At 71.0% G+C, this 25,205-nt stretch carries 28 protein-coding genes; 17 read left to right on the top strand and 11 right to left on the bottom strand.

Translation table 11 applies throughout. From position 1 onward, the window contains the following. The first annotated feature begins 176 nt into the window (after window positions 1-176). The 3 genes from OG522_RS17540 to ygfZ all read left to right on the top strand — a co-directional run bounded on the left by OG522_RS17540 (window position 177) and on the right by ygfZ (window position 2,227). Entirely contained in the window at window positions 177-749 is a 573-nt protein-coding gene (locus OG522_RS17540) for an FABP family protein (RefSeq protein ID WP_329463918.1), read from the top strand. A 64-nt stretch (window positions 750-813) separates the two neighbouring features. Further along, window positions 814-1,251: a Fur family transcriptional regulator gene (locus OG522_RS17535; RefSeq protein WP_329463917.1), complete on the top strand. Its 438-nt coding sequence runs from the start codon at window positions 814-816 to the stop codon at window positions 1,249-1,251. A 10-nt stretch (window positions 1,252-1,261) separates the two neighbouring features. Continuing rightward, the gene (gene ygfZ, locus OG522_RS17530) at window positions 1,262-2,227 is read left to right on the top strand and encodes a CAF17-like 4Fe-4S cluster assembly/insertion protein YgfZ (RefSeq protein ID WP_329463916.1); all 966 of its coding nucleotides are present in this window, start codon (window positions 1,262-1,264) and stop codon (window positions 2,225-2,227) included. A gap of 13 nt (window positions 2,228-2,240) precedes the next feature. Here ygfZ and dtd read toward each other — a convergent pair whose 3' ends face one another. Further along, window positions 2,241-2,666 (bottom strand): D-aminoacyl-tRNA deacylase, encoded by a 426-nt coding sequence (gene dtd / locus OG522_RS17525; protein WP_329463915.1) that lies wholly within the window; start codon window positions 2,664-2,666, stop codon window positions 2,241-2,243. A gap of 166 nt (window positions 2,667-2,832) precedes the next feature. Between dtd and OG522_RS17520 the strand changes: the two genes are divergently transcribed. The 5 genes from OG522_RS17520 to OG522_RS17500 all read left to right on the top strand — a co-directional run bounded on the left by OG522_RS17520 (window position 2,833) and on the right by OG522_RS17500 (window position 8,679). After that, window positions 2,833-3,423: an RsiG family protein gene (locus OG522_RS17520; RefSeq protein ID WP_329463914.1), complete on the top strand. Its 591-nt coding sequence runs from the start codon at window positions 2,833-2,835 to the stop codon at window positions 3,421-3,423. A 57-nt stretch (window positions 3,424-3,480) separates the two neighbouring features. Beyond that, window positions 3,481-4,446, top strand: coding sequence for an asparaginase (locus OG522_RS17515; RefSeq protein WP_329463913.1), 966 nt, complete (start codon window positions 3,481-3,483; stop codon window positions 4,444-4,446). A gap of 97 nt (window positions 4,447-4,543) precedes the next feature. Next, window positions 4,544-5,800, top strand: a complete 1,257-nt coding sequence (locus tag OG522_RS17510; protein WP_329463912.1) for a GNAT family N-acetyltransferase — start codon at window positions 4,544-4,546, stop codon at window positions 5,798-5,800. Window positions 5,801-5,904: 104 nt separating this feature from the next. Beyond that, a complete protein-coding gene (locus OG522_RS17505) occupies window positions 5,905-6,540 on the top strand; it encodes a TetR/AcrR family transcriptional regulator (RefSeq protein WP_329463911.1) in 636 nt (211 codons plus the stop codon). 78 nt (window positions 6,541-6,618) lie between these two features. Further along, window positions 6,619-8,679: a HelD family protein gene (locus tag OG522_RS17500; protein WP_329463910.1), complete on the top strand. Its 2,061-nt coding sequence runs from the start codon at window positions 6,619-6,621 to the stop codon at window positions 8,677-8,679. Here the strand turns inward: OG522_RS17500 and OG522_RS17495 are convergent. Next, the gene (locus OG522_RS17495) at window positions 8,671-9,093 is read right to left on the bottom strand and encodes a hypothetical protein (RefSeq protein ID WP_329463909.1); all 423 of its coding nucleotides are present in this window, start codon (window positions 9,091-9,093) and stop codon (window positions 8,671-8,673) included. The genes OG522_RS17500 and OG522_RS17495 overlap by 9 nt on opposite strands. Before the next feature lie 85 nt (window positions 9,094-9,178). Between OG522_RS17495 and OG522_RS17490 the strand changes: the two genes are divergently transcribed. After that, window positions 9,179-9,790 (top strand): TetR/AcrR family transcriptional regulator, encoded by a 612-nt coding sequence (locus tag OG522_RS17490; protein WP_329467633.1) that lies wholly within the window; start codon window positions 9,179-9,181, stop codon window positions 9,788-9,790. On the opposite strand, the gene OG522_RS17485 is transcribed toward OG522_RS17490, so the two are convergent. Further along, a complete protein-coding gene (locus OG522_RS17485; RefSeq protein WP_329463908.1) occupies window positions 9,774-10,280 on the bottom strand; it encodes a TnsA-like heteromeric transposase endonuclease subunit in 507 nt (168 codons plus the stop codon). The genes OG522_RS17490 and OG522_RS17485 overlap by 17 nt on opposite strands. A 187-nt stretch (window positions 10,281-10,467) precedes the next feature. Then, on the bottom strand, window positions 10,468-11,160 hold the full coding sequence (locus OG522_RS17480; RefSeq protein ID WP_329463907.1) for a TetR/AcrR family transcriptional regulator: 693 nt from the start codon (window positions 11,158-11,160) through the stop codon (window positions 10,468-10,470). Between the two features lie 53 nt (window positions 11,161-11,213). Here OG522_RS17480 and OG522_RS17475 point away from each other — a divergent pair, with 53 nt between their 5' ends. The 4 genes from OG522_RS17475 to OG522_RS17460 all read left to right on the top strand — a co-directional run bounded on the left by OG522_RS17475 (window position 11,214) and on the right by OG522_RS17460 (window position 14,166). Beyond that, window positions 11,214-12,332: an FAD-dependent oxidoreductase gene (locus OG522_RS17475; RefSeq protein ID WP_329463906.1), complete on the top strand. Its 1,119-nt coding sequence runs from the start codon at window positions 11,214-11,216 to the stop codon at window positions 12,330-12,332. 293 nt (window positions 12,333-12,625) lie between these two features. Beyond that, window positions 12,626-13,066, top strand: a complete 441-nt coding sequence (locus tag OG522_RS17470) for a helix-turn-helix domain-containing protein (protein ID WP_329463905.1) — start codon at window positions 12,626-12,628, stop codon at window positions 13,064-13,066. Between the two features lie 22 nt (window positions 13,067-13,088). Continuing rightward, the gene (locus OG522_RS17465) at window positions 13,089-13,697 is read left to right on the top strand and encodes a hypothetical protein (RefSeq protein ID WP_329463904.1); all 609 of its coding nucleotides are present in this window, start codon (window positions 13,089-13,091) and stop codon (window positions 13,695-13,697) included. A 127-nt stretch (window positions 13,698-13,824) separates the two neighbouring features. Continuing rightward, on the top strand, window positions 13,825-14,166 hold the full coding sequence (locus OG522_RS17460) for a DUF2516 family protein (protein ID WP_329463903.1): 342 nt from the start codon (window positions 13,825-13,827) through the stop codon (window positions 14,164-14,166). Between the two features lie 78 nt (window positions 14,167-14,244). On the opposite strand, the gene OG522_RS17455 is transcribed toward OG522_RS17460, so the two are convergent. The 3 genes from OG522_RS17455 to OG522_RS17445 form a co-directional block, all read right to left on the bottom strand. Then, complete coding sequence (locus OG522_RS17455) at window positions 14,245-15,480, bottom strand: PP2C family protein-serine/threonine phosphatase (protein ID WP_329463902.1); 1,236 nt, start codon at window positions 15,478-15,480, stop codon at window positions 14,245-14,247. A 299-nt stretch (window positions 15,481-15,779) separates the two neighbouring features. Next, window positions 15,780-16,847 carry a C40 family peptidase gene (locus OG522_RS17450; protein ID WP_329463901.1) on the bottom strand — a complete coding sequence of 356 codons (1,068 nt, stop codon included), beginning with the start codon at window positions 16,845-16,847 and terminating at the stop codon, window positions 15,780-15,782. Window positions 16,848-17,103: 256 nt separating this feature from the next. Continuing rightward, entirely contained in the window at window positions 17,104-17,901 is a 798-nt protein-coding gene (locus OG522_RS17445; RefSeq protein WP_329463900.1) for a class I SAM-dependent methyltransferase, read from the bottom strand. Between the two features lie 254 nt (window positions 17,902-18,155). Between OG522_RS17445 and mshA the strand changes: the two genes are divergently transcribed. Together mshA and OG522_RS17435 are read left to right on the top strand one after the other, a co-directional pair. Further along, entirely contained in the window at window positions 18,156-19,499 is a 1,344-nt protein-coding gene (gene mshA, locus OG522_RS17440) for a D-inositol-3-phosphate glycosyltransferase (RefSeq protein WP_329463899.1), read from the top strand. 84 nt (window positions 19,500-19,583) lie between these two features. Next, window positions 19,584-20,075: a YbjN domain-containing protein gene (locus tag OG522_RS17435; RefSeq protein WP_329463898.1), complete on the top strand. Its 492-nt coding sequence runs from the start codon at window positions 19,584-19,586 to the stop codon at window positions 20,073-20,075. Window positions 20,076-20,226: 151 nt separating this feature from the next. On the opposite strand, the gene OG522_RS17430 is transcribed toward OG522_RS17435, so the two are convergent. Continuing rightward, window positions 20,227-20,520 carry a hypothetical protein gene (locus OG522_RS17430; RefSeq protein ID WP_329463897.1) on the bottom strand — a complete coding sequence of 98 codons (294 nt, stop codon included), beginning with the start codon at window positions 20,518-20,520 and terminating at the stop codon, window positions 20,227-20,229. A 642-nt stretch (window positions 20,521-21,162) separates the two neighbouring features. Continuing rightward, complete coding sequence (locus OG522_RS17425; protein WP_329463896.1) at window positions 21,163-22,530, bottom strand: MDR family MFS transporter; 1,368 nt, start codon at window positions 22,528-22,530, stop codon at window positions 21,163-21,165. Window positions 22,531-22,730: 200 nt separating this feature from the next. Here OG522_RS17425 and OG522_RS17420 point away from each other — a divergent pair, with 200 nt between their 5' ends. After that, window positions 22,731-23,492: a phosphoglyceromutase gene (locus tag OG522_RS17420; protein ID WP_329463895.1), complete on the top strand. Its 762-nt coding sequence runs from the start codon at window positions 22,731-22,733 to the stop codon at window positions 23,490-23,492. Window positions 23,493-23,692: 200 nt separating this feature from the next. Next, window positions 23,693-24,112 carry a hypothetical protein gene (locus OG522_RS17415; protein WP_329463894.1) on the top strand — a complete coding sequence of 140 codons (420 nt, stop codon included), beginning with the start codon at window positions 23,693-23,695 and terminating at the stop codon, window positions 24,110-24,112. 105 nt (window positions 24,113-24,217) lie between these two features. Here the strand turns inward: OG522_RS17415 and OG522_RS17410 are convergent, their stop codons facing one another. After that, window positions 24,218-24,367: a hypothetical protein gene (locus OG522_RS17410; RefSeq protein WP_329463893.1), complete on the bottom strand. Its 150-nt coding sequence runs from the start codon at window positions 24,365-24,367 to the stop codon at window positions 24,218-24,220. Window positions 24,368-24,500: 133 nt separating this feature from the next. Then, window positions 24,501-25,178 (bottom strand): phosphate signaling complex protein PhoU, encoded by a 678-nt coding sequence (gene phoU, locus OG522_RS17405; RefSeq protein WP_329463892.1) that lies wholly within the window; start codon window positions 25,176-25,178, stop codon window positions 24,501-24,503. Between the last annotated feature and the right edge of the window lie 27 nt (window positions 25,179-25,205).

The following is a 25,205-nucleotide window of genomic DNA, read 5'->3' as shown; positions in this document are numbered from 1 at the left end:
GCCGGCCCTGACCGCCCCTACACCCGCTCATGCGAGGAGCCCCCCGTGCTTGAGGCTGTTTTCTCCACCCTCCTTGTCCTGGTCTGCGTCGGCGTCCTCGCCTTCGCCGGGCTGACCGTCAAGAAGCTGTACCAGGGCCAGCGCTAAACCCCCCGCAACGAAGAGATCGCAGCCTCATGATCGAGATTCCGTCCGACCTCCACCCCGACCTCGTGCCCCTGGTCTTCCTCCTGGGGACCTGGGAGGGCGCCGGTGTCACCGACTTCCCGGGCGCCGAGAAGGCGAACTTCGGGCAGTCCGTGACCTTCTCCCACGACGGCCGTGACTTCCTGGAGTACGTCTCGCACTCCTGGATCCTCGACGCCGAGGGCAACAAGGTGAAGCCGCTGGAGTCCGAGTCGGGCTACTGGCGCATCGACAAGGACCGCAAGGTCGAGGCCGTCATGGTCCGCGACCAGGGCATCGTGGAGATCTGGTACGGCGAACTCGCCCACCAGAAGCCGCAGATCGACCTCGTGACGGACGCCGTCGCGCGCACCGCGGCCTCCGGCCCGTACACCGGTGGCAAGCGGCTCTACGGGTACGTCAAGAGCGACCTCATGTGGGTCGGCGAGAAGGCGACCCCCGACGTCGAGCTCCGCCCCTACATGTCGGCGCACCTGAAGAAGGTCGTCACTCCGGAGCAGGTCGCCGAGATGGCCCGGGGCCTCGGAGATCTCCCGGACGACGGAATCGCCTTCTTCAAGTAGGCCGCCCGTCCACCCGGCGCGCACTCCCCGCCCCGTCGAGTGCGCCCGCTCCTACACTGGGAGCGTGGTGACCACCGACTGGCAGAGCGACCTCCGCAGGCGCGGGTACCGGCTGACCCCTCAGCGGCAGCTGGTCCTGGAGGCCGTCGACGTACTGGAACACGCGACGCCCGACGACATCCTCACCCAGGTGCGGAAGACGGCGGGCGGCGTGAACATCTCCACCGTGTACCGGACCCTGGAGCTCCTGGAGGAGCTGGGTCTGGTCTCGCACGCCCATCTCGGGCACGGCGCACCGACCTACCACCTGGCCGACCGCCACCAGCACATCCACCTGGTGTGCCGCGACTGCACCGAGGTGATCGAGGCCGATGTGTCGGTGGCCGCGGACTTCACCGCGAAGCTCAGGGACACCTTCGGCTTCGACACGGACATGAAGCATTTCGCCATCTTCGGGCGCTGCCAGGCCTGTGCCGAGAAGGCCGCGGATACCGAGTCGTAGGCTTGCGTACATGAAGAGCCCCCTGCTGTCCCAGCCCGGCGCCGTCCCCGCCGAAGGGCGCGACGAAGGCGTCGCCGCGCACTACGGCGACCTGTTCCGCGAGCAGCGCGCGCTGGCCGGCGGCACCGGTCTCGTCGACCTCTCGCACCGCGGTGTCATCACCGTCACCGGCGACGACCGGCTGAGCTGGCTGCACCTGCTGCTCACCCAGCACGTCAGCGAACTGCCCGCCGGGCAGGCGACCGAGGCCCTCGTCCTGTCCGCCAACGGCCACGTCGAGCACGCCCTGTACCTCGTGGACGACGGCACGACGGTGTGGATCCACGTCGAACCCGGCACACAGGGCGAGTTGATCGCCTACCTGGAGTCGATGAAGTTCTTCTACCGGGTCGAAGTCGCCGACCGCACCGGGGAGTTCGCGGTCGTCCACTTGCCCGCCGGGTCCATCGCCGAGGTGCCGCAGGGCGTGGTCGTGCGCGAGACGGCGTATGGGCGCGATCTGTTCCTGCCGCGCGCCGACCTGGAGAAGTACGCCGCCGAGGCGGGGCCGCTCGCCGGGATCCTGGCGTACGAGGCGCTCCGGGTGGAGGCGCACCGGCCCCGGCTCGGCTTCGAGACCGACCACCGTACGATCCCGCACGAGGTCGGCTGGATCGGCTCGGCCGTGCACCTCCAGAAGGGCTGCTACCGCGGCCAGGAGACGGTCGCCCGGGTCCACAACCTGGGCAAGCCGCCGCGCCGCCTGGTCTTCCTGCACCTGGACGGCAGCGAGGTGCTGCTGCCCGGTCCCGGTACGCCGGTGCGGCTCGCGGCCGACGGCGAGGAGGGTCGCCAGCTCGGCTTCGTGACGACCTCGGCCCGCCACCACGAACTGGGCCCGATCGCGCTGGCCCTGGTCAAACGGAACGTGCCGGTCGACGCGGAGCTCCTGGCGGGGAACACGGCGGCGGCACAGGAAGTCGTGGTCGAGCCGTAGCGCCGCCGGGCGCTCAGACCTCCACCAGCACCGTGAACGGGCCGTGGTTCGTGAGGGACACCCGCATGTCCGCGCCGAACCGGCCCGTCTCCACCTGGGCGCCCAGCGCCCGCAGTTGGGCCACCACCTCGTCGACCAGGGGCTCGGCCACCTCGCCGGGGGCGGCCGCGTTCCAGGTGGGCCGGCGGCCCTTGCGGGCGTCCCCGTAGAGAGTGAACTGAGAAATCACCAGCAAGGGTGCATTCACATCCGAGCAGGACTTCTCCGCCTCAAGGATGCGAACCGACCACAACTTCCGGGCGAGCTGCGCCGCCTTCTCGGGGGTGTCCCCGTGCGTGACCCCGACCAGGACACACAGGCCCTCACCGGTGATCTCGCCGACCGTTTCGCCCGCCACGACGACCTTCGCGCCGTCCACCCTCTGCACCACCGCTCGCATGCGCCCCAACTTATGCCACGGGTCGCTCCGATTTCCGAGCGGCTGAACGGGTGCAGTGCACCTGCACGTGCCGTACCCAAAGTGGCACGATGCGTACAGGCGGTGCACACCTCGGCCCTCGGGGCCGGGGGGAACCCGAGCACCGGTCGAGGGGACGGAAAGACCCATGAGCACACCAGGCGCCGGGCAGTCGCCCGGTCCCGTATCGCTGAGCCGGACCAACCCGCGCACCGCCGTGCGACCTGCCGTGCAGCGGGCCGGTCAGCTGCCGCCCCAGCGCGACCACGACTTGGCCGCGCTCCGGCTCGCCGAGCTGCGCACGCTGCGCCGCCAGTCGCAGAGCGACGAGGCCGACCTGAGTTATGTGCGGCGGCTGCTGCACGGCCGGATCGACATCCTGCGGGCCGAGCTGGCCCGGCGCACCGGGCCGCAGGCGCCGGTGGTGGAGCGGCTCGCCGAGATCCTCACCGACGCGCCCTCCTCGCACCGGGCCTCCGCCCGGCACGTCACGCTGTCCGCACCGCGTAACGAGGAGTACCGCCTCCTGGCCGCCGAGATGGACGCGGAGATCGAGCTGTCCGACCTGGACGCCCGTACGGAGGAGGAGCTGCACACGGCGACCGGGCGGCTGATCCGCTACGAGCAGCAGGTCTCGCGGCGCCGCAAGGAGGTCCAGCGCACGGCCGACGATTGCAGCGCCGAGATCGCCCGCAGGTACCGTGATGGGGAAGCACAAGTAGACGATTTGCTCATCTGACCCGCCCATCCGGAAGCGATCCCTCCGGGGCAGGTCACCTGCCCGGAAGGCCACCCCATGACCGCCGTGTCCTCGACGTCCCCGATACCCCCGGTCCTCGCCGAAGTCGTACGTTCCGGGTTCGTCGAGGGCCATCATCGGGGGTCGCTGGTGGTACTGGCGGCCGACGGCAGCGTCGAGCTCGCGCTCGGCGACCCGACCGCGCCCGTCTTCCCCCGCTCCTCCAACAAGCCGATGCAGGCCGCCGCCGTGCTGCGGGCGGGCCTGGACCTGTCCGGCGAGCGCCTGGCCATCGCCGCCGCCAGCCACTCGGGCGAGGGTTTCCACCTCGATCTCGTACGCAAGATGCTGGCCGAGCACGGGCTGACGCCGGACGACCTCCAGACGCCGCCGGACCTGCCGCTGGACCCGGCCGAGGCCGAGACGTACCTGGCGGCCGGCCACGTCCGCGAGCGGCTCACCATGAACTGCTCCGGCAAGCACGCGGCGATGCTTGCGGCCTGCAAGCTGAACGGCTGGGACCTGCACAGCTACCTCGACCCGGCGCACCCGCTCCAGCAGCTGGTCCATGACTCCGTCGAGGCGGCCGCGGGCGAGCGCGTCGCCTCGGTCGGCACCGACGGCTGCGGGGCGCCGCTGATGGCGATCAGCCTGACCGGCCTCGCCCGTGCCTTCGCCACCTTCGCGACGGCCGCCCCCGGCACCCCCGAGGGCCGGGTCGCCGAGGCGATGCGGACGCACCCCGAGTACGTGGCCGGTACGCGGCGGCCCGACACCTGGCTGATGCGCGAGGTGCCGGGGGCGCTGTCCAAGATGGGCGCGGAGGCGGTGCAGGCGGTGGCGCTGCCCGACGGCCGCGCGCTCGCCTTCAAGGTCGACGACGGCGCGATCCGTTCGCTGGGCCCGGTCCTGGCACGCGCGCTCCAACTCCTGGGCGTGGACAGCCCGGTGGTGGACCGGATCGGCCGGGCGCCGCTGTTCGGCGGGGCCGCACAGGTCGGCGAGATCCGCGCGGTCTTCTGAGCCGGGGCGGGCGGCCGCAGCGGGGGCGGGCGCCCGAGCACGCGGGCCCGGGGAAATTCGGGCGACAGTCCGAGCGGGCCCGCCTAGCGTGGGCGCCATGAGCGCTGCCGCCGACCAGCACATCGACGTCCGTACCATCACCGAGGCCGAGTACACCGACTGGCTGAAGGCCGTCCACGCGGGGTTCCTGCGGCCGCCGGTGGTGAGCGCCGAGGACGCGGCGGGCCGGCTCGCCCACACCGACGTGAGCCGGGTGCGGGGCGCCTTCGAGGGCGGCCGGTGCGTGGCGACGTTCCGGTCCTTCGCGCAGGAACTGACCGCGCCCGGCGGCGCGGCCCTCGCGGTGTCCGCGGTCACCGGCGTCACCGTCACGGCCACGCACCGCAGGCGCGGGCTGCTGACCCGGATGATGACGGCCGAGCTGTCGGCGGCCAAGGAACGCGGCGAGGTGGCATCGACGCTGGTCGCCGCCGAGTACCCGATCTACGGCCGGTACGGGTACGGCCCGGCCGCCGGATTCGCGGAGTGGGAGATCGACACGGGCCGTACCGGCCTGGACCCCCGCTGGGCGCGTCCCGACGACGGCGCCCGCATCGACCTGGTGGACCCGGCCGAGGCGGGCAAGGTCGGCGCGGAGGTCTTCGAGCGGTTCCGGGCGGCGCAGCCCGGCGCGGTCAGCCGCGACCGGCGCTGGTGGGACCTGGCCACCGGCGCGGCTCACCGCGACGGCTGGACCGAGCCCTTCTTCGCGGTGTACCGGACAGCGGACGGCGAGGCGGCCGGACTCGCGGCCTACACGGCCGACGAGACGTGGAGCGACGCCAAGCTGCCCGAGAACACGGCGAAGGTACGGCAGCTGATCGCGACGGACCCGCGGGCCGAGCGCGCCCTGTGGCACTACCTGTGCTCCATCGACTGGATCCGCAGGGTCCGCACCGGCTACCGGGCCCCCGACGCCCTCCTGCCGCTGTACCTGCCCAATCCGCGCGCTGCCAGGATCATCACGCAGAGCGACTTCCTGTGGCTGCGGCTGCTCGATGTCGCGGCGGCCCTTGAGACGCGCACGTACGCCGCCGAGGGCGAACTCGTCCTGGAGGTCCACGACGCCGCGGGCCTGGCCTCGGGACGCTTCCTGCTGGCGGCCGCCGCGACCGGCGCCCGCTGCACCCCCACCACCCGCTCGGCCGAACTGAGCCTGGACGTAGGCGAGTTGGGGACTTTGTACCTGGGTGACGAATCGGCGGTCCGGCTGCTTGCGCTGGGCCGGGTCGTCGAGGGGCGGGAGGGGGCGGCGGCGCGCATGGACGCGTTGTTCCGCACGGACCGCCGCCCCTGGTGCCCGGACATGTTCTGATCCCCACCCCCGTGGGAGGTCCGCGTCATGCCCCGAGCGGCACCTCCCGGAGTCTTCAACCTCAACCGGAGTCGAGGTCAAGGGCGGCCACGTAGGCTCGCACCATGGGCAGTGAGACGGGCTTGCGCGAGCGCAAGAAGCGGCAGACGTACCAGGCGGTGTCGGACGCGGCGATCGCGCTGTTCCTGGAGCGCGGCTTCGACGGAGTCTCGGTGGCGGAGGTGGCCGCGGCGGCCGGGATCTCCAAGCCGACCCTGTTCCGCTACTTCCCCGCCAAGGAGGACCTGGTGCTGCACCGGTTCGCCGACCACGAGGACGAGGCGGCCCGGGTCGTCGCGGCGGGCCGGGCCGAGGGGATCGCCCCGCTGCCCGCCCTGCACGCGCACTTCCGCCAGGGTCTCGACCGCCGCGACCCGGTGACCGGGCTCTGCGACCACCCGAACGTGCTCGCCTACCACCGGCTGCTGTACGGCACGCCGAGCCTGGCGGCCGGGATGCACGCCTACCAGAACCGATCGCAGCGGGCGCTGGCCGCGGAGCTCGGCGAAGGGCTCTGCGCACAGCTCGCGGCCGGCCAGATCAGCGCCGTCCAGCGGATCCTCGCCGAGGAGAACGTGCGCCGGATCGCGGCCGGGGAGAGCGCGCAGGCGCTGTACGCGCAGGCGCTGCGCGCGGCGGACCGGGCGTTCGAGCAGCTGGGGGCGGGACTCGGGGCGGAGTACGGCGACGGGCGCCGCTGAGGTCGGGGCGAGGTCGGGCCGACTATCGTTACCAAGTAAAAAACGTAACTCGGTTACGTTATCCGTTATCCTCGCGGTATGACGTCTCTCGACCGGGAACTCAGCCAGGAGCGGGCCCACCACGATGCCTGCCGGGCGGCCCTGACCGCCATGACCGAAGGTGCCGGAACCCGGGTCGTGCACGGCGAGAACGCCTTCGCGTCGGGCGCCGACGCCGAGGTGCTCGGCTATCAACTCCGCAGCTGGGCCAAGGAGTTGAGGGAACTCCCGGAAGGCCCGCTGTTCTTCGGGCGGCTCGACTTCGACGCGTCGGCCGACGGCGACCACGCAGGCCAGAGCTACCACATCGGCCGCCGCCGCATCAGCGAACACCCCTCCGCCCCGCCCCTCGTCGTCGACTGGCGGGCCCCCGTCTCGCGCCGCTTCTACCAGGCGAGCGCCCACGACCCCCAGGGCGTCGCGGTCCGCCGCCGGTTCGGCTGGGCGCAGGGCAGCCTCGGCGCCGCCGAGGACCTGACCGGCCTGGAGGACGAGCACCTGACGGCGGGCGAGGCGACGGGGCCCGGCGCCATCCTCACCGGGGAGATCGAGCGCCCCCGGGTCGGCCCCATGCGGGACATCGCGGCGACGATCCAGCCCGAGCAGGACGACCTCGTACGCTCCTCGCCGGACCGGTCCATCTGCGTGCAGGGCGCCCCCGGCACCGGCAAGACCGCCGTCGGCCTGCACCGCGCGGCGTACCTCCTCTACACCTTCCCGCAGCGCGTCGAGCGCCGCGGCCTCCTGGTGCTCGGCCCCAACCGCACCTTCCTCTCCTACATCTGTGAAGTCCTCCCGGCGCTCGGCGAGACCGGCATCCGCCAGTCGACCGTGGACGAGGAGGTCGTGCGCGGGACGCGCGGCCACGAGGTGCGGGCGGTGGACGACCCGGCCGCGGCGGCCGTCAAGCACGACGCGCGGATGGCCGAGGTGCTGCGCCGCGCGCTGTACGGACGCGTCGGTGAACCCCTCAACTCCCTTGCCGTACGCGATGGTTCGTACACCTGGCGACTCTCCGAGGGCGCGCTCGCCGAGATCGTCGCGACCGTCCGCGCCGAGGCGCCGCCGTACGCGGTCGGACGGGAACGGGTGCGCAGCCGGGCGGTCCGGGCGATCCAGTTGCGGGCGGAGGGGCGGGCCGGGCCCATGAACAACACCTGGCTGCGAAAGCTCGCGCGGGCGCGCCCGATCACGGAGTACGTCGACGCGGTGTGGCCGAAGGTGACCCCGCAGGAGGTGCTCGCCGAGCTGTTCAGCGACCCGGACGCGCTGGACGCGGTGGCCGGCAACGTCCTCGGCCCCGACGAGCGCAAGGCGCTCCTGTGGGCCAGGCCGCCGCGCTCGTGGAAGTCGGCGAAGTGGTCGGCGGCCGATCTGGTGCTCCTCGACGAGGTGGCGGGCCTGATCGAGCACCCCGAGGGGTACGGGCACATCGTCGTGGACGAGGCGCAGGATCTGTCCCCGATGCAGTGCCGGGCGATCGGCCGGCGCGCCGCGTTCGGCTCGCTGACGGTGCTCGGCGACCTGGCCCAGGGCACCACGCCCTGGGCGGCCCGCAGTTGGTCCGCCCAACTGGCCCATCTGGGCAAGCCGGACGCGGCGGTGGTGCCGCTGACGACGGGGTTCCGGGTGCCGGCCGTGCTGGTGGCGGTGGCCAACCGGCTGCTCCCCGCGCTCGACGTCGACGTACCGGCAGGTCAATCCCTGCGCGGTGGCGGCCAGTTGGCGTACCGGCGGGCCGATGCGCCGGGAGAGCTCGCGGGGGCGGTGGCCGCCGCCGTTCGGGCGGCGCTCGGCCGGGAGGGCTCGGTCGGCGTGATCGCGGCCGACCGGGACGTGGCCGCGCTGCGCGCCGACCTCGCGGCGGCGGGCCTCACCGAGGGCCTCCGGGTCGCCGTGCTGCCCGCGACGCTGGCCAAGGGTCTCGAATACGACCACGTGGTGGCGGTCGAACCGGCCGCGATAGCGGCGGCCGAGGACCGCGGCCTGCACCGGCTGTACGTGGTCCTGACGCGGGCGGTGTCCGGCCTGGAGATCGTCCACAGCCGGCCGCTCCCGCAGGCGCTGCTCGCGGCGGGCCGGATGCCTCGCTCAAACTGAGGTGTCGCGCCGGGTGCCCGAGGCCATCTGCACAGGGGCAGCGCCGACCAGCAGCGCGGCGAACACGATGGGGGCGGCTGTCTGGTACCCCATCCAGACTTCACCCCCGGCGCTGCCGCCCCGCCATGCCATCAGGAGGCCGGCCAGGGCCGTCAGCACCCAGCCGCTGTCGTAGGCGATCATGAGCCGCGTGTAGGTGCGCATCGACCGGCTGCGCGTGTATCCGGTCTCGACGCCGCCACCGATCAGCAGAGCCACGCCCGAGACGACCATCAGCCAGGCCGGCGTGCCGAGCAGCCGGCCGAGCGGGGCGGCGCCGGCGATGTAGACAACGGCGAGCAACACCTTGAAGCCGCCATCGGCGATGGCGCCCACCGTCTGACGGGTCACCCGCGGTGCCAAGGCCTGGGTCATGGGCCGTCCTCCTTGAAGCTCGTCCCGACGAAGCTCGTTCCGACTGGTTCCGTATCAAGATTACGGTAATAATCGAATTATGAGAATGACGAGAGCGGAGGCCAAGGAACGCAACCGCCGGGCCTTGCTGGACGCTGCCTTCCAGGTCGTTTCCAGGGACGGATACCGGGCCAAGCTGGATGAGATCGCCGAGCGCGCGGGCCTGACAACCGGGGCCGTCTACTCCCTGTTCGGGAGCAAGAACGGCCTGGTGGTCGCGCTGGTCGCCGACTACCTGCGGCCGTACTACGAGGAGATCGAGCAGGCGGTTCACGCCGGGCTCGACCTGCTGGAAGCGGTCGACGCGTTTGCCCGGTTCTGCCGGCGCGGTTGTGACGCCCCGGACGCGCTGTCCCGCCTGTCGCTCCAGATCACCTTGCTGGACATGGCGCTGCACGACCCCGATCTGGGGGCCCAGCTCGCCACGTCCGTCCGGGCGCAGGAGAACCATCTGATCGCGCTGTTCACCGGAAGGCGGCACAACGCAGGCGTCGTGACGTCGCAACAGGCTCAACGCCTGACCACCGCGCTCAGAGCGCTGTTCGTCGGCCTCAGCCAGGGCGTCCCCCTCGGTCTCGCCCCTGGCGCCGACGAGCAGTACTACGCCGACGCCGCCCGCGCTCTGGCATCCGGGATGTCCCTCATCGACCACGACTGATCATCGACCACGACTGAGCGGCAAATGCCGCCTCACAAGCCGCCCGTGTCGCCGCGAACTTGGCCGCTGACCGTGCGTCGATCCGGTCCAGGGGCCGGCAGTCCACCACCAGCCCCCGCCCGTCCTTGAACCGAGCGAAGTAGTCCGGAGCGTGCGAGACCCGCTTGCCCCGCTCGTCCTCCCAGAACAGCCACAACGGCTGCGACAGCAGCCCCATCACCTGCGGCGTGAAGTCGAGCAGCATCGCGTGATCCCGCTCCAGCCAGGACTCAAACCCCACGTGCCCAGCAGTCGGCGACGACCAATACGACCCAGGGAAATGCCGCTGCCCGCGATACGACGGGAAGTCGCGGACCGGCCGCCCGGCCTCGAACGGCACCCAGACCGCATCCGCCAACGGCAGCCGATGTTCACCCTGGTCGTCTCGCCAGCCGACCTCGAAGCCGTCCACTTGTGACGGCTTCGTCCCCTCCAGCACACCCAGCCCCATCTATGCCACTTTGCAGACCGGCAGGGACCGGGCAGCTTGAATGGGACCAAACCCCTCGTCCAGGCGATTACACAGTCCGGCGCGATCCCCTGCCGCTGGGCAGGGTTATGAAGTGGTAGCGGCGCAAGTCCCGCACGGCCCGTGGACACCGACCCCGGCCTCGCTCACATTCAGCAGGAGCTGAGCGTCACGTCGACGGCCGGGTGAGTTTGGCGGCCACAGCGTCGAGGACCCAGTCCAAGCCGGTCGCGAAGGATGTCTCGGCGTCCACGTCCGTGCCGTCGTACACGGCCTTGGCCAGTGCCGGGAAGCGGCCCGTGGCCAGCATTCTCGTCACGTGCGGGCCGTGGGCGCGCTGCCAGTCGTACTTGGACAGGCCCGTGGCGCGCTCGGCCCGCAGGTTCGTGATCTCGCGCCTGATCGCGCCGGTGAAGTAGGCGCTGACAGTCTCCACGGCTCGCATGACGGTGTCGATGTCGGTGAGGCCGTCGAGGGCGGCCAGCGTGGCCTCGGTCACGGCGAGGCCGTTCGGGCCCAGGGCCGGGCGGCGGCCGAGCAGGTCGGCCAGCCATTCGTGACGGAGAGCTGCCTGCCTGGTGCGGTGGGCGAGGACGAGCAGCGCCTCCCGCCAGTCACCGGGCTGCTCCTCGGGGAGAATCTCGGCCTGGACCTCGTCCACCATGAGGTCGAACAGCTCCTCCTTGGTGGAGATGTATCCGTACAGCCGCATCGGGCCCGCGTTCAGCCGGGCGGCGACCTTGCGCAACGACACCGCCTCCAACCCGCCCTCGTCGGCCAGCGCGATGGCGGCGGCCACGATCCGCTCCCGGTCGAGCGGCACGGGGCGAATCGGCGGCTCCGGCCGGTCCCAGACAGTCATGGGCACATCGTACTGTTGCGATGCAGCGTACTGAGAAAATACAGTGTATCGACATGAGACATCGCATCGCCGTGGTCGGGAGCGGTCCTGCCGGCCTCACCTTCGCCCGTGTCCTGCACCGTCATGGCCACCCCGTCACCATCCTCGAACGCGATCCCGCCCCCGACGCCCGACCCCCGGGCGGCACGCTGGACCTGCACGAAGGGCTGGGCCAGCTCGCGCTGGACAAGGCGGGGCTGCTGGCGGAGTTCCAGGCGCTGTCCCGTCCCGAGGGCCAGGCCATGCGCATCCTGGACACGGCCGGGGCCGTCCTGCGCGACTGGCGACCCCGTCCAGATGACCGGGCCAATCCCGAGATCGACCGCGGGCAACTCCGTGACCTGCTGCTCGGCCCTCTCGACGTCCAGTGGGGACGGGGCGTGACGCAGGTGGTGCCGGGGACCCGGGACGGCGTACTGGTCCATTTCGCGGACGGGCGACAGGAAACGTTCGACCTCGTGGTCGGCGCGGACGGCGCCTGGTCCCGGACCCGCCCGGCAGTCTCGCCGGTGACGCCGCACTACACCGGCGTCACCTCAGTCGAGACCTCCCTCGACGACGTCGACACCCGCCACCCTGACCTCGCCCGGTTGATCGGCGACGGTTCCGTGGCTGCGTACGGAGTGAACCGAAGCCTCGTCGCCCAGCGCAACAGCGGCGGCCACGTCAAGGTGTACACCAAGTTCCGCGCGCCGCTGGACTGGCACACAAACCTGGACCTGACCGACGTCGCGGCCGTGCGATCGAGTCTGCTGGCTCTGTTCGACGGCTGGGCCGCTCCCGTCCTCAACCTGCTCCGCCATGGCACCGCTTTCGTCTCCCGCCCCTTCTACGTCTTGCCCGTGTCCCACAGCTGGACCCACGTCCGCGGGGTGACGCTCCTGGGCGACGCCGCCCATCTGATGCCCCCGCTGGGGGCGGGCGCGAACCTCGCGATGCTGGATGGTGCCGAACTCGCCGAATTCATCGCTACCGGCCCTGAAGATCTGGACAAGGCCGTCCGCGCCTTCGAGGAACAGATGTGGGCACGGGCCGGCAGGTGGGCGAAGATCACGACGGCCGGTCTGGAACGCCTCGTGAGCCCGGACCCCGCCGAAGCCCTCGCTCACTTCGACCAAGTCCAGCCATCCTGACCGCTAAGCGCGAGAGCGCCGGCACCAGTAGCTCGCTACGGCTTCACGGGACAGTACGGCACCGCCGCGGCCCCTTGGGTCCGGTCCGATTCTCTGCGCGGGCCGGTAGGGCAGCTCGCTGCGCAGGTCGTCCGGGACCCGTTCACTTCACATCGCAGACTCGGCGGGAAACCGCAGATATCCGGGGAACGGACAGCAGGACGCACAGCATTGCGCCATCTGGACCTGTGGCGGCGAACACTATTGCAAGCATGTGCTTGCAATAGTTAGCGCGATGGGTGCACCATCGGAACATGGCATCGCTCAACGTCGGCAATCTCGGCGAGTACCTGCGCGAGCAGCGGCGCAATGCGCAGCTGTCGCTGCGGCAGCTTGCCGATGCCGCCGGGGTGTCCAATCCGTATCTGAGTCAGATCGAGCGCGGGCTGCGCAAGCCGAGCGCGGACATTCTGCAGCAGCTCGCGAAGGCGCTGCGGATCTCCGCCGAGACGCTGTACGTGCAGGCCGGGATTCTCGACGAACGGTCGCCCGAGGCGGCGGGAACGCGGAGTGTCATTCTCGCCGACCCCTCGCTCAGCGAGCGTCAGAAGCAGGTACTGCTGCAGATCTACGAGTCCTTCCGCAAGGAGAACGGACTCGACGCCGACACGCCCGGCCCGGTCGACGGCAGTGATGCCGACGCGCCCGGCACGGCCGACGGCAGCGATGCCGACCACCCTCAAGCGAGCAACTGAGCACTGATCCGGGAGGACAGTCATGGCCATCACCGATGACCTGCGCAAGACCCTCACCGACCCCACCCCCCTCTACTTCGTCGCGGGCACGGCGGACATCGCCGCGCAGCAGGCCAAGAAGGTTCCGGCGCTGATCGAGAAGATCCAGACCGAGGCCCCCGAGCGCATCGAGGCCGTGCGCCGCACCGACCCCAAGGCCGTGCAGGAGAAGGCCGCCGCGCGGGTCAAGGAGGTCCAGAGCGCCGTCACCACCCGGGCCAACGAGTTCCTCGGAGCCCTCGACGGCGACCTGAAGAAGCTCGGTGAGAACGCCCAGGACCTGGCCCTGCGGGGCGTCGGCGTGCTCGCCGAGTACGCCGTGAAGGCGCGCGAGGGCTACGACACCGTCGCCGAGCACGGCCAGGAGGTCGTCAAGCAGTGGCGCGGTGAGGCCGCCGAGGAGATCTTCGAGATCAGCGAGGCCGTCGAGCCCAAGGCCGAGCCCGCGAAGGACTCCGCGAGCGACGACTCCGCCAAGGCCGACGCCGGTTACGGTGCCGCCTCCGACGGTGGTGCGGACAAGCCCGCGGCCAAGAAGGCCACGGCGCGCAAGGCCCCGGCGAAGAAGCCCGCCGCCAAGGCCGCCGAGTAGCCGTCTTTCAGGTTCCTTACCCAGCCGCACAGGCCGGTTCGCGGGGCGGGCACCTTTCGGGTGTCCGCTCCGTTCTCCTAGTACCTTGGCCGCGAGGCGCTCTCCCACTCATTAGGCGGTGCACGACATGTTGCTCACGGGATTCAGCCTGCTCACTTCGGTGCTCTATCTCGGGCTGCTCGTCATCGCCGTGGTGGCGCTGATCTTCGCCGTCCTGGCCCGCGAGGACGCGTACCGCGCGGCCGACAAGAAGACCAAGCCCTTCTGGCTGGTCGTCCTCGGCCTCACGGTCGTGGTGAACCTGTTCGTGCCGGTGCTGATCCTTCAGCTCGCCGGGCTCGTCGCCTCGATCGTGTTCATGGTCGACGTGCGGCCCGCGCTGCGGCAGGTGTCCGGCGGGGGCCGGGGCGGCCGCCCCGGCGGCTCCAGCAGCGACGGTCCGTACGGGCCGTACAACGGCGGCCGGTAGCCGAGCCCTCCGGCGCCGAGGCGGCTTCCCCGCGCCGAGGCGTCCTGCTTCCGGCCGCGCTCCGTGCGGCCGGGAGCCTCAGCGCCGCTTGCGCTCCAGCAGGACCACCGCCACGTCGTCCGTCAGCTCGCCGCCGTTGAGCTCGCGGGCCCGCGTCACCGCGGCCTCAAGCAGTGACTCGCCACGCAGTCCGGACGCCAGCTGGCCGTTGATCATGTCCAGCATGCCGTCCTGCCCGAGCCGCTGGTTGCCCTCGCCGGTGCGGCCCTCGATCAGGCCGTCGGTGTACATCAACAGACCCCATTCGCGGCCGAGTTCGACCTGCCGGCGCGGCCAGCGTGCGCGGGGCAGCAATCCGAGCGCCGGGCCGCTGTCCTCGTACGGGAGCAGAAAGGCGCGGCCGCTGCGGGCGATCAGCGGAGCGGGGTGGCCGGCCAGGCACAGGCCGGCGCCGCGGCCGTCGGGGGAGATGTCGACGGTGCAGAGTGTCGCGAAGATCTCGTCGCTGTCGCGTTCGTGCTCCAGGACCTCTTGCAGGGTGGAGAGCAGCTCGTCGCCGCACAGGCCCGCCAGCGTCAACGCCCGCCAGGCGATGCGGAGTTCGACGCCCAGGGCCGCCTCGTCGGGGCCGTGTCCGCACACGTCGCCGATCATCGCGTGGACGGTTCCGTCGGGTGTGCGCACCGTGTCGTAGAAGTCCCCGCCGAGCAGCGCCCGGGAGCGGCCGGGGCGGTAGCGGGCGGCGAACCGCAGGTCCGAGCCCTCGAGCAGCGGGGTCGGCAGCAGCCCGCGCTCCAGGCGGGCGTTCTCCTGCGCGCGCAGCCGTGACTCGGCCAGCTTGTACTGGGCGGTGTCCGCGCGCTTGCGCTCCACCGCGTACCGGATGGCGCGGCTGAGCAGCCTGGCGTCCAGCTCGTCGCGGAAGAGGTAGTCCTGCGCGCCGACCCGGACCGCCTCGGCCGCCCGCTCCGCGTGCGTGGACGGGGTGAGGGCCAGCACGGCGTGGCGCGGGGCGAGCCGGAGCAGGTGGCGCAGGGCGGCGAGCTCGTCGTCGGGGTCGCCGCCGGGCAGCGCGAGGTCCAGGAGTATGCAGTGGACGTCGTCGGTGAGCAGCCGCTCGGCCTCGGTGAGGTTGCGGGCGGTACGGATCCGGCCCCGGGCGCCCGCCGCGTCGAGGAGCTCGTGCACGCTGACGGTGCCCGCCGGGTCGTCCTCGATCACCAGCAGGTTGAGCGCGCCGGCGCCGGAGTTGCTCACGGCGGCCTCCGGGGCGGCTCGCTGGTGCGGTACGGGTACGTGCTGGGATGCTGGCATCGTCGGTTCCGGTTTCCTTCCCTCCCCCCGAGGGCGGGGGAGCGCCGGTCGGCACCCCACCAGCCGGGACCCTAGCGTCATCCGCGGGCGCGGCGGAATGGCGTACGGCGGCTGATCGGGCACAAGGCGGTTGGCATATGCCGCATGCCCGATTTGTCCAGGCCTCAGGAAGTTGCTCCCTGCCCGATCGGTCGCCCCCGCGATGCCCGGCCGTACGCGGCGCAGGTGCCCTCATTACGCGCCCGGCTTACCCATCCGGCCCGCTTTGTCCCGCTTGCCGTGCCCGCCTGGCTGTTCGCCTAGTTGTCCGGCCGGACGACGCCGAGTATCGGCATGGAACCGGCGCCGGTGATCGTCACGGTCCGGCCCGGACGCGGCGAGTGCACGATCGCTCCGTCGCCGATGTACATCCCCACGTGAGTGGCGTCGGCGAAGTAGATGATCAGGTCGCCGGGGCGCATGTCCTTGATGGCGACGTGCGGCAGCTGCGCCCACTGCTCCTGCGAGGTGCGCGGGATCGGGTGGCCCGCGGCGAGCCAGGCCTGGGAGGTCAGTCCCGAGCAGTCGAAGGTGTCCGGGCCCGCGGCGCCCCAGACGTATGCCTTGCCGATCTGGTCGGTGGCGAACTTCACGGCCTTCTTGCCCTGCTCGCTCGCGCTGCTGCTGATGTCCTTCAGGACGCCCGTGCTCAGCCAGGCCGTCTGCGAGTCGAACTCCCTCTTCTGCTCCAGCTCGGCCAGGCGCTGGCGCTCCTGCTCCTTGAGCTGGGACTGGATCTTCTCGGCCGCCGCGATCTTCTCGGTTATGTCCTTCTTCGCGGCTTCCTTCTTGACCCGGTTGGCCTCCAGGTTCTTCCACTGGGCGGTGGCGTCCTTGCTGTACGCCGCCAAGTCGGCCTGGGTCCTGTTCAGTTCGGCCAGCAGCCCCTGGGCCGCCTGCTGGCCCTGGCGAAGCCGGTTCGCGCCGTCGAGGAAGGAGTCGGGGTCGCCGCTGAGCAGCAACTGCGCGCCGGGTGGCAGGCCGCCGTTGCGGTACTGCATCCGCGCGGTGGCGCCCGCCCGGTCCTTCAGACGCTTGATCTTCTCCTGGCCCTGCACGATCTGCTGGGCCAGCCGCACGATCTGCGCGGACTGCTCCTTGGTCTGCTCCTCGGCGAGGTTGTACGCGTCGGTTGCCACGGCCGCCTGCCGGTACAGCTCGTCTATCTGCTTGCCGACCTCGTCAAGCGTCCGAGGCTGTCCCGGCAGCCCCGGCGTCCCGGTCGACGGCGTGGGCGCGGGGTCGGCGAACGCCGTGCCCGGCGCGGCCAACACGGTCAACGCGCACACCAAGGTGATCGCGGCCGCCAAACGGCGCTTCTTCGGCACTGAAAACTCCCCCTCCGGCCAACCCCGGCCCCACACCGGATCATTCGAATGTGATTTACCGTCAGTAACATCCTGCCGATGCGGCGATGCTGCCACGGCCTCCGTCAAAACGACAGGGGCACACGGCACCTGACGGGTCACATCCCCCTGTGTGGGACGAACATCGTGCGCCGCGCGTTCCCCAGGGGACCGGAGTTCACCCACAAGGCATCCGGCACCCGGTCCGCGAACCCGTGGGTCAGCGCCGTTGGCGGCCTCAACTGGGCGCCAGCGCCGCCCAGTTGACCGTGACCTCGCCCTGCCGCCAGCGTCGTACGCCGTCCGCGAGCGGCCAGTCGGCCGACAGCTCACGTACCGCCTTGATCCACCGCTGCCGTGCGCCGAGCGAGGCATACGGGGCCGCCGCCGCCCACGCCCGGTCGAAATCGCGCAGGAAGGCGTGCACCGCCTCGCCCGGGACGTTGCGGTGGATCAGCGCCTTGGGCAGACGTTCGGCGAGGTCGGAGGGGCGTTCCAGGGAGCCGAGCCGGGTCGCGAAGGTCACCGTGCGCGGCCCGGAGCGGTCGAGGGCGACCCACACGTGGCGGCGGCCGATCTCGTCGCAGGTGCCCTCCACGAGCAGCCCGCCGGGCGCGAGCCGCGCACACAGCCGGGCCCAGACGGCGGCCACCTCGGCCTCGTCGTACTGGCGCAGTACGTTCGCCGCGCGGATCAGCATCGGCGGCTCGGCCAGCGGCACCTCGAAGCCGCCGTGCCGGAAGGTGAGGCCCTCGCGCTCGTACGGCTTGGCGGCGGCGACCCGGGCCGGCTCGATCTCGATGCCGACCACCGAGACGGCCGGGGCCGCGGCGCGCAGCCGCTGGAGCAGTTCCACCGCGGTCCAGGGAGCGGCGCCGTATCCGAGGTCGACGGCGACGGGGGCGTCCGAGCGGCGCAGCGCGGCCCCGTGCGCGTCGGCGATCCAGCGGTCCATGCGGCGCAGCCGGTTCGGGTTGGTGGTGCCGCGGGTGACGGTGCCGACGGGGCGCTTCGCGGGTGGGGCGGGTGGAGCCATACGACGAGGGTAGGCGGGGCGGCGGCGGCTCCGGGCGCAGGCGGAGGGCGCCGCCCCGCTTCGGCGGGGTGCCGGGCGCCGGTTCCGGGGCGACCGTGTCCGGCAACTTTTTGGCAAAGTGGAAATGAAAGGTCGAATTCCGGTGTTCGGGGCTGTGGAGGGGCGTGTCGGCATGCCCGTCTCCGGAGGGGGCGTCCGCAGGGGCAGACCCGTTCCGGGTTCAGGCAGTGCCCCGAGCCGAGGAGGACCTCGACGTGAGCCAGTACGTGTCCCGGTTCGCCGGCACCCTGGCGGGGCCGCCCAGGCTCCGGCTTCCCGGCGGCCACCGCAAACCGCGCCGGGTGGCCATGCTCAGCGTGCACACCTCCCCGCTGCACCAGCCGGGGACGGGCGACGCGGGCGGCATGAACGTGTACATCGTCGAGCTCGCCAAGCGGCTCGCCGCGATCAACATCGAGGTCGAGATCTTCACGCGGGCCACCACCGGCGGGCTCGCGCCGACGGTGGAGATGTCGCCCGGCGTACTGGTGCGGCACATCGACGCGGGTCCGTACGAGGGCCTCGCGAAGGAGGAACTGCCGGCCCAGCTGTGCGCTTTCACGCACGGGGTGATGCAGGCGTGGGCGGGGCACCGGCCCGGCCACTACGACCTGGTCCACTCCCACTACTGGCTCTCCGGCCACGTCGGCTGGCTCGCCGCCGAGCGCTGGGGCGTGCCGCTCGTCCACGCCATGCACACCATGGCCAAGGTCAAGAACGCGGCGCTCGCCGAGGGCGACACCCCCGAGCCCGCCGCGCGCGTCATCGGCGAGACGCAGATCGTGAACGCGGCGGACCGGCTCATCGCGAACACCGCCGAGGAGGCCGACGAACTCGTCCGCTTCTACGAAGCCGACCCCGGCAAGGTCGCCGTCGTCCACCCCGGGGTGAACCTGGACCGGTTCCGCCCGGCGGACGGAAGGACGGCGGCGCGGGCCCGGCTCGGGCTGCCCCGGGACGCGTTCATCCCCGTCTTCGCGGGCCGCATCCAGCCGCTGAAGGCCCCCGACATACTGCTGCGCGCGGCGGCGGACCTGCTGGAGCGGGACCCTTCGCTGCGCTCGCGGATGATCGTGCCGATCGTGGGCGGCCCGAGCGGCAGCGGCCTGGCGAAGCCGGAGGGACTCCAGAAGCTGGCGGCCCGGCTCGGCATCAGTGACGTCGTACGGTTCAAACCCCCCGTCGGGCAGGACTGCCTGGCGGACTGGTTCCGGGCGGCGTCCGTGCTGGTCATGCCGTCGTACAGCGAATCGTTCGGTCTTGTCGCCATCGAGGCGCAGGCGGCCGGAACCCCGGTGGTCGCGGCATCGGTCGGCGGGCTTCCGGTCGCGGTTCGGGACGGATCGACGGGCTTCCTGGTGCAGGGCCACGACCCGAAGGACTACGCGACGGCGCTGCGCCGCTTCGTCCAGGACCCCGCGCTGGTGCAGCGCATGGGCGACGCGGCCGCGCGGCACGCGCAGTCCTTCGGCTGGGGGACGGCGGCGTCGGCGACGGCGGACGTGTACACGGCGGCCATGCAGGACCACCGGCGCAGGGTGCGGGCCCGGCACGGGTGAGCCGCCCGTCCCTGTCCGTCCCGGGCCGGGGCTTCGGCGCCGCTGCGGGGGCTCGTGCGAGGGTGGTTCGCGTAGGCTCGCGGCATGGCTGACGTGCGGCAGGTCATCGAAGAGGCCCTCAAGGACGCGGAGCTCTCCTGGGAGTCCCCGGAGCCCGGAACGTATGTCGTGACCCTGCCGGGCACGCGCAAGCTCTCCACCACCTGCTCGCTGCGGGTCGGCCGCCACTCCCTGTCGGTGAACGCCTTCGTCGTGCGCCACCCCGACGAGAACGAACCGGTCGTGCACCGCTGGCTCCTTGAGCGCAACCTCCGTCTGTACGGGGTGAGTTACGCGGTCGACCGGCTCGGAGACGTGTACCTCGCGGGGCGCCTTCCGCTGTCCTCCGTCTCGGCGAAGGAGATCGACCGGCTGCTCGGAGTCGTGTTGGAGGAGGCGGACGGTTCCTTCAACACCCTGCTGGAGTTGGGGTTCGCCTCGGCGATCCGGCGGGAGTACGCGTGGCGGGTGTCGCGGGGGGAGTCGACGCGGAACCTCGACGCGTTCGCCCACCTGACCCGGAACGCGGAGGGCTGAGCCCGTAGGCTGCCCGGGCCTTGAAACGGTGGCAAGCAGGAGGCCCGGGTGTTCGCCGGTGGGTGCGGCGAGCATCCGGGCCTTTCTGTCCCCCGGGGCACTGACAGGACGAGCTACACCGTGATCAATCGCCGTGTTTCAGCACGAAGGTCTAGGTGTTCTTCCTGCCACGACCCCGCGACAACGTGATCACGATCCTCACGTCGTCCCCCTCTTCGCCCGGAGTGTCGGTGACGGCAACCGTGGTCACCCTCTCCATTTGCTCCGCTTCCGGGTTCACCGAGGCCGGTTTCTCCTCGGGGGATTCGGTGGCACCCTTGCTGTTCTTGGTGGAGAAGAAGAGTTTCCAACCCTCCCTAACCCACCGCACGGAATCCAGGCCGATCAGCACCGGGTGAACTCCGTTGACCAGGATATTGACGATGTAATCGAGTAGCGCGCCCACGTCGTCCCTTTCAGCACCAGCCGGACGGCCTTGTGTCGCCCGGTTTTGATCCGGTCATTCGGTTGACTGGTCGGTCGGACCAGGTACCTCGCTCAGGTGAAGCCGTAGCGGCTTGACCTGGTAGGGGTTCGGCCTGCGGGTTTCGGCTTGCGGCCAGAGCCCGCGGGCGACTCCGAATGAGCGTCGGGATGTCGGTCCTTCGCCCCGTGGTGTCGATGTTCCGAGCACCGCCAGGCGATCAAGGACGTTGTCCCGGCCGAGACGGTGGGTTGCCCCGCCGTTCGGCGATGGTGTCTGAAAGTGCTTACATGCAACCTCCTTCGTGCAGACGACGGGAAGAAAGTCTCCCTTTGCGTTCCGTGGCTTCCAGCGGATTGTTGGATCGGACCGGAACAGATGCACAGCGCTCAAGGGCACGTAGGCGGGACCAGCGCACAGAACCCGGGCTCACCCGGGTTCCCGGCTTCTTCGCCGGCTCGTCCAGATTGCCCGGGAAGCCTCGTGGCGGTCAACTCACGGACCCCTGTGTGCACCTGTGACTTAACCGACAGGAAACCATTGCACAAAAAGGAAGTTGGCCGGTGGCGATCATTCCGTCTTCGGCCACCTGCATTGATAATCCGTCACGCGCCATTTGATCTCTTACATCTGACGGCGCGACGTGTCCGCCTCCTCCTGCGGAACGGAGCGACCCGCTGGTGGAACCGTTCGGCCCTGGGCGGCCCGGTGAGGATCGACGGGCGTGCGCCGTACAGCGCGCCGGTCGAGACCGGCACCGGGGCGGGCCCCGGCGCCCGCCTCCGCCCCCTCCGCCGGCAGCCCCCGCATCAGCGCCCAGTACCCCACCGCCGTCGCCGTTCCCAGCACCGCGCACATGCTCCAGAGCCAGTCCGGCCCGTAGTGGTCGATGACGTAACCGGACATCAGCGGTGCGATCAGCGCCGCCACCGACCAGGACATCGTGTAGACGCCCTGGTAGCGGCCGCGGCCGTGGACGGGCGAGAGGCGGACCACCAGGCCGGTCTGGGTAGGGGCGTTGACGATTTCCGCCAGGGTCCAGACACAGATCGTCAGGGCGTACACCGCGACCGACCCCGCGAACGCCGTCAGGCCGAAGCCGTAGCCCGCGAGCAGCGCCGAGACGATCAGCAGGCGGCGCGGGTCGCGGTGCTGGAGGTAGCGGGTGACCGGGATCTGGACGGCCACGATGAGGATGCCGTTGACCGCGATCGCCAGGCCGAAGTCGGCGCTGGAGAAGCCGTCGGTGCCCATCGCGACCGGCAGGCCCACGTAACCCTGCTGGAAAATAAGGGAGATGAGGAAGGACAGGCCGACCACGCCCATGAAGCGGCCGTCGCGCAGCACCGTGGTGATGCCGATGTGCGGCTCGGCGGCCTTCTCCACCGCGGTCTGTCGCGGCCGGGACTCGGGGAGCTTGAGGAAGACCACGATCGCGCAGACCAGCGTCAGCGTTGCTTCGCCCAGGAAGCCCGCCAGATAGCTGTACTGGGCGATGAAGCCCGCCGTCATCGAGGAGACGGCGAAACCGAGGTTGATCGCCCAGTAGTTGAGGGAGAACGCGCGGACGCGGTCCTCGGGCTTCACGATGTCCGCCATCATCGCCTGCACGGCGGGCCGGGAGGCGTTGCTGGCCATGCCGACGAGGAAGGCGACGCCCGCGATCGCCGCCGGATCGGTCATGAAGCCGAGCAGCGCGACGGACAGGGCCGTCGAGGTCTGGGCGATGACCAGGGTGGGCCGGCGGCCGAGCCGGTCGGTCATGATGCCCGCGCCGATGGACGAGACGACTCCGCCGAGCCCGTGCAGCGAGGCCACGAGCCCCGCGTACGACGCCGAATAGCCCCGGTCCAGGGTGAGGTAGAGCGCCATGAACGTGGCGACGAAGGCCCCGAGCCGGTTGATCAGGGTGCTGGTCCACAGCCACCAGAACTCCCGCGGCAGACCGGAAACGGATTCTCGTGCGGCGCGCCTGAGACTGGCGACGGACATGTGGCTTCCCCCGGGAGTGCGGCCGGCCCGGACACGGTTCCGGCGGGCAGGCTCGTGTAAGTGGTGCTAGCGATGTCCGCACGTTACAAGTGGGCCTGTCCCGGGGGCCACCGAATTGACGGCGTCCGTCAATCGAGACGGCCCGGGGCCCAGGTCCCCACGCGCGCGTGGGCGCCGAAACGTCGATTAGGCTCGGGCGCATGGCCGACGCACCGTACAAGCTGATCCTGCTCCGCCACGGCGAGAGCGAGTGGAACGAGAAGAACCTGTTCACCGGGTGGGTGGACGTCAACCTCACCGCGAAGGGTGAGAAGGAGGCGGCGCGCGGCGGTGAGCTGCTCAAGGACGCCGGCCTGCTCCCCGACGTGCTGCACACCTCCCTCCAGAAGCGCGCCATCCGCACCGCCCAGCTCGCGCTGGAGTCGGCGGACCGCCACTGGATCCCGGTGCACCGCAGCTGGCGCTTGAACGAGCGCCACTACGGCGCGCTCCAGGGCAAGGACAAGGCGCAGACGCTCGCCGAGTTCGGCGAGGAGCAGTTCATGCTGTGGCGCCGCTCGTACGACACCCCGCCGCCCGCGCTTGAGGACGGCACGGAGTTCTCGCAGAGCGATGACGCCCGTTACGCCACGATCCCGCCGGAGCTGCGCCCGCGGACCGAGTGCCTCAAGGACGTCGTCGTCCGCATGCTGCCGTACTGGTACGACGGCATCGTCCCGGACCTGCTCGCGGGCCGCACCGTCGTGGTCGCCGCGCACGGCAACTCGCTGCGCGCGCTGGTCAAGCACCTCGACGGCATCTCCGACGCCGACATCGCGGGCCTGAACATCCCGACCGGCATCCCGCTCGTGTACGAGCTCGACGCCGACTTCAAGCCGGTCAAGCCGGGCGGCACCTACCTGGACCCGGACGCGGCCGCCGCCGCGATCGAGGCCGTGAAGAACCAGGGCAAGAAGAAGTAGCCCGGTAGCTCCCCGTCACGCCGAAGCCCCCTGTCCCGCGGATTTCCGCCCGACAGGGGGCTTTGGTTTACGCTCCGTTACCCACTCGGTACGCTCCGGTCGCCGACCCTTCTTGGTGCGGATAGCCTCGAAAGGCGCATTTCGCCTGAAATGGTGAACTGCGTTTCATCCGGGGGAGTCCGCCAAGACGGGAGTTCCAAGTGAAAGCCACCCTGCGCAGCCGCTGCATCCGCACGTTCGCGGCCGGTGCCCTGTCCGCCGCCCTGCTGACCGCCGGAGCCGCCGGCACCTTCGCCTCCGCCGCGACCAGCCCCAAGCCCAGTCCGTCCGTCTCGGCGTCGAAGCCGAGCGCCTCCATCACCGTGAAGGTGTCGCCGACCACGGTGAATGCGGGCGGCAAGGTGGTGTTCGCGGGCCGCACCAAGGGCATGCCCATAGGCAGCACGCTGGTGCTCCAGCACAAGACGGGCAGCAACTGGACGACCCTGCAGGCCAGCACCCTGGTCAAGAAGGGCAGCGCCTACACCCTGAACGCCAAGCTCAATGACAAGGGCAAGCAGGAGCTGCGGATCAAGTACGACAACGTCTACTCGCCGACGGTCACCGTCACCGTGAACTGACCCGGGGTGCCGGTCCGCGAAGGGGCCCCGTCCTTGATCGGACGGGGCCCCTTCATGCCTGTACGGCGACGCCGGTCGCGTTCCCGTACGGCACTGTCGGTCCGGTCAGCCGCCGCACTGGCACGGCGCGCCCGACTGGCAGCCGCAGCCGCAGCCCGAGCCGCAGCCGCACGCGCCGATCAGCGGCAGCCGGAGCACCTCGGCCGGCGGCACGGATGCTTCCTGCTGCGGGTCGTTCCTGGGCGAATCGGCCATGGGTCCCTCCCGGGGTAGGCAGACGCAAGGAGCCTTCGCCCATTGCATGCCCACTGGAGGCGGCGCATCAACAGCGCACGCGCGCAAGCCTGTTGGGGCCCTGCCCCGGCCCGGCCCGTGCCGGCGGGGCGGGTCAGGCGCCGTCGCTCTGGGTGGGTGGCTGGAGCTCGTCCGCGTGCTCGCCGGTCACCAGGTAGACGACGCGCTTGGCGACCGACACCGCGTGGTCGGCGAACCGCTCGTAGTAACGGCCGAGCAGCGTCACGTCGACCGCCGTCTCGATGCCGTGCTTCCAGCGGTCGTCCATCAGGTGCTGGAACAGCGTGCGGTGCAGCAGGTCCATCTCGTCGTCGTCCTGCTCCAGTTGGAGGGCCAGGTCGACGTCCTTGGTGATGATGACCTCGGCGGCCTTCGCCATCAGGCGCTGGGCCAGCTGGCCCATCTCCAGGATGGTGGCGTGCAGGTCGTGCGGCACGGCCCGCTCCGGGTAGCGCAGCCGGGTCAGCTTGGCCACGTGCTGGGCGAGGTCGCCGGAGCGCTCCAGGTCGGCGCTCATGCGCAGGGAGGTCACGACGATGCGCAGATCCGTGGCGACCGGCTGCTGGCGGGCCAGCAGTGCTATGGCCCGCGCCTCCAGGTCGTGCTGGAGGTCGTCGACCTTCTGGTCGCCCGCGATCACGGTCTCGGCGAGCTTGAGATCGGCGTCGAGCATGGCCGTGGTGGCGCGCCCGATCGCCGACCCGACAAGGCGGGCCATTTCGACCAGGCCCTCGCCGATCGAGTCAAGTTCCTCGTGGTACGCGTCCCGCATGGGTGTCCCTCTCCTCACATACGAACC

Source organism: Streptomyces sp. NBC_01431, assembly GCF_036231355.1.
GTDB lineage: Bacteria > Actinomycetota > Actinomycetes > Streptomycetales > Streptomycetaceae > Streptomyces.
This window is presented reverse-complemented; position numbering and strand designations above follow the sequence as displayed.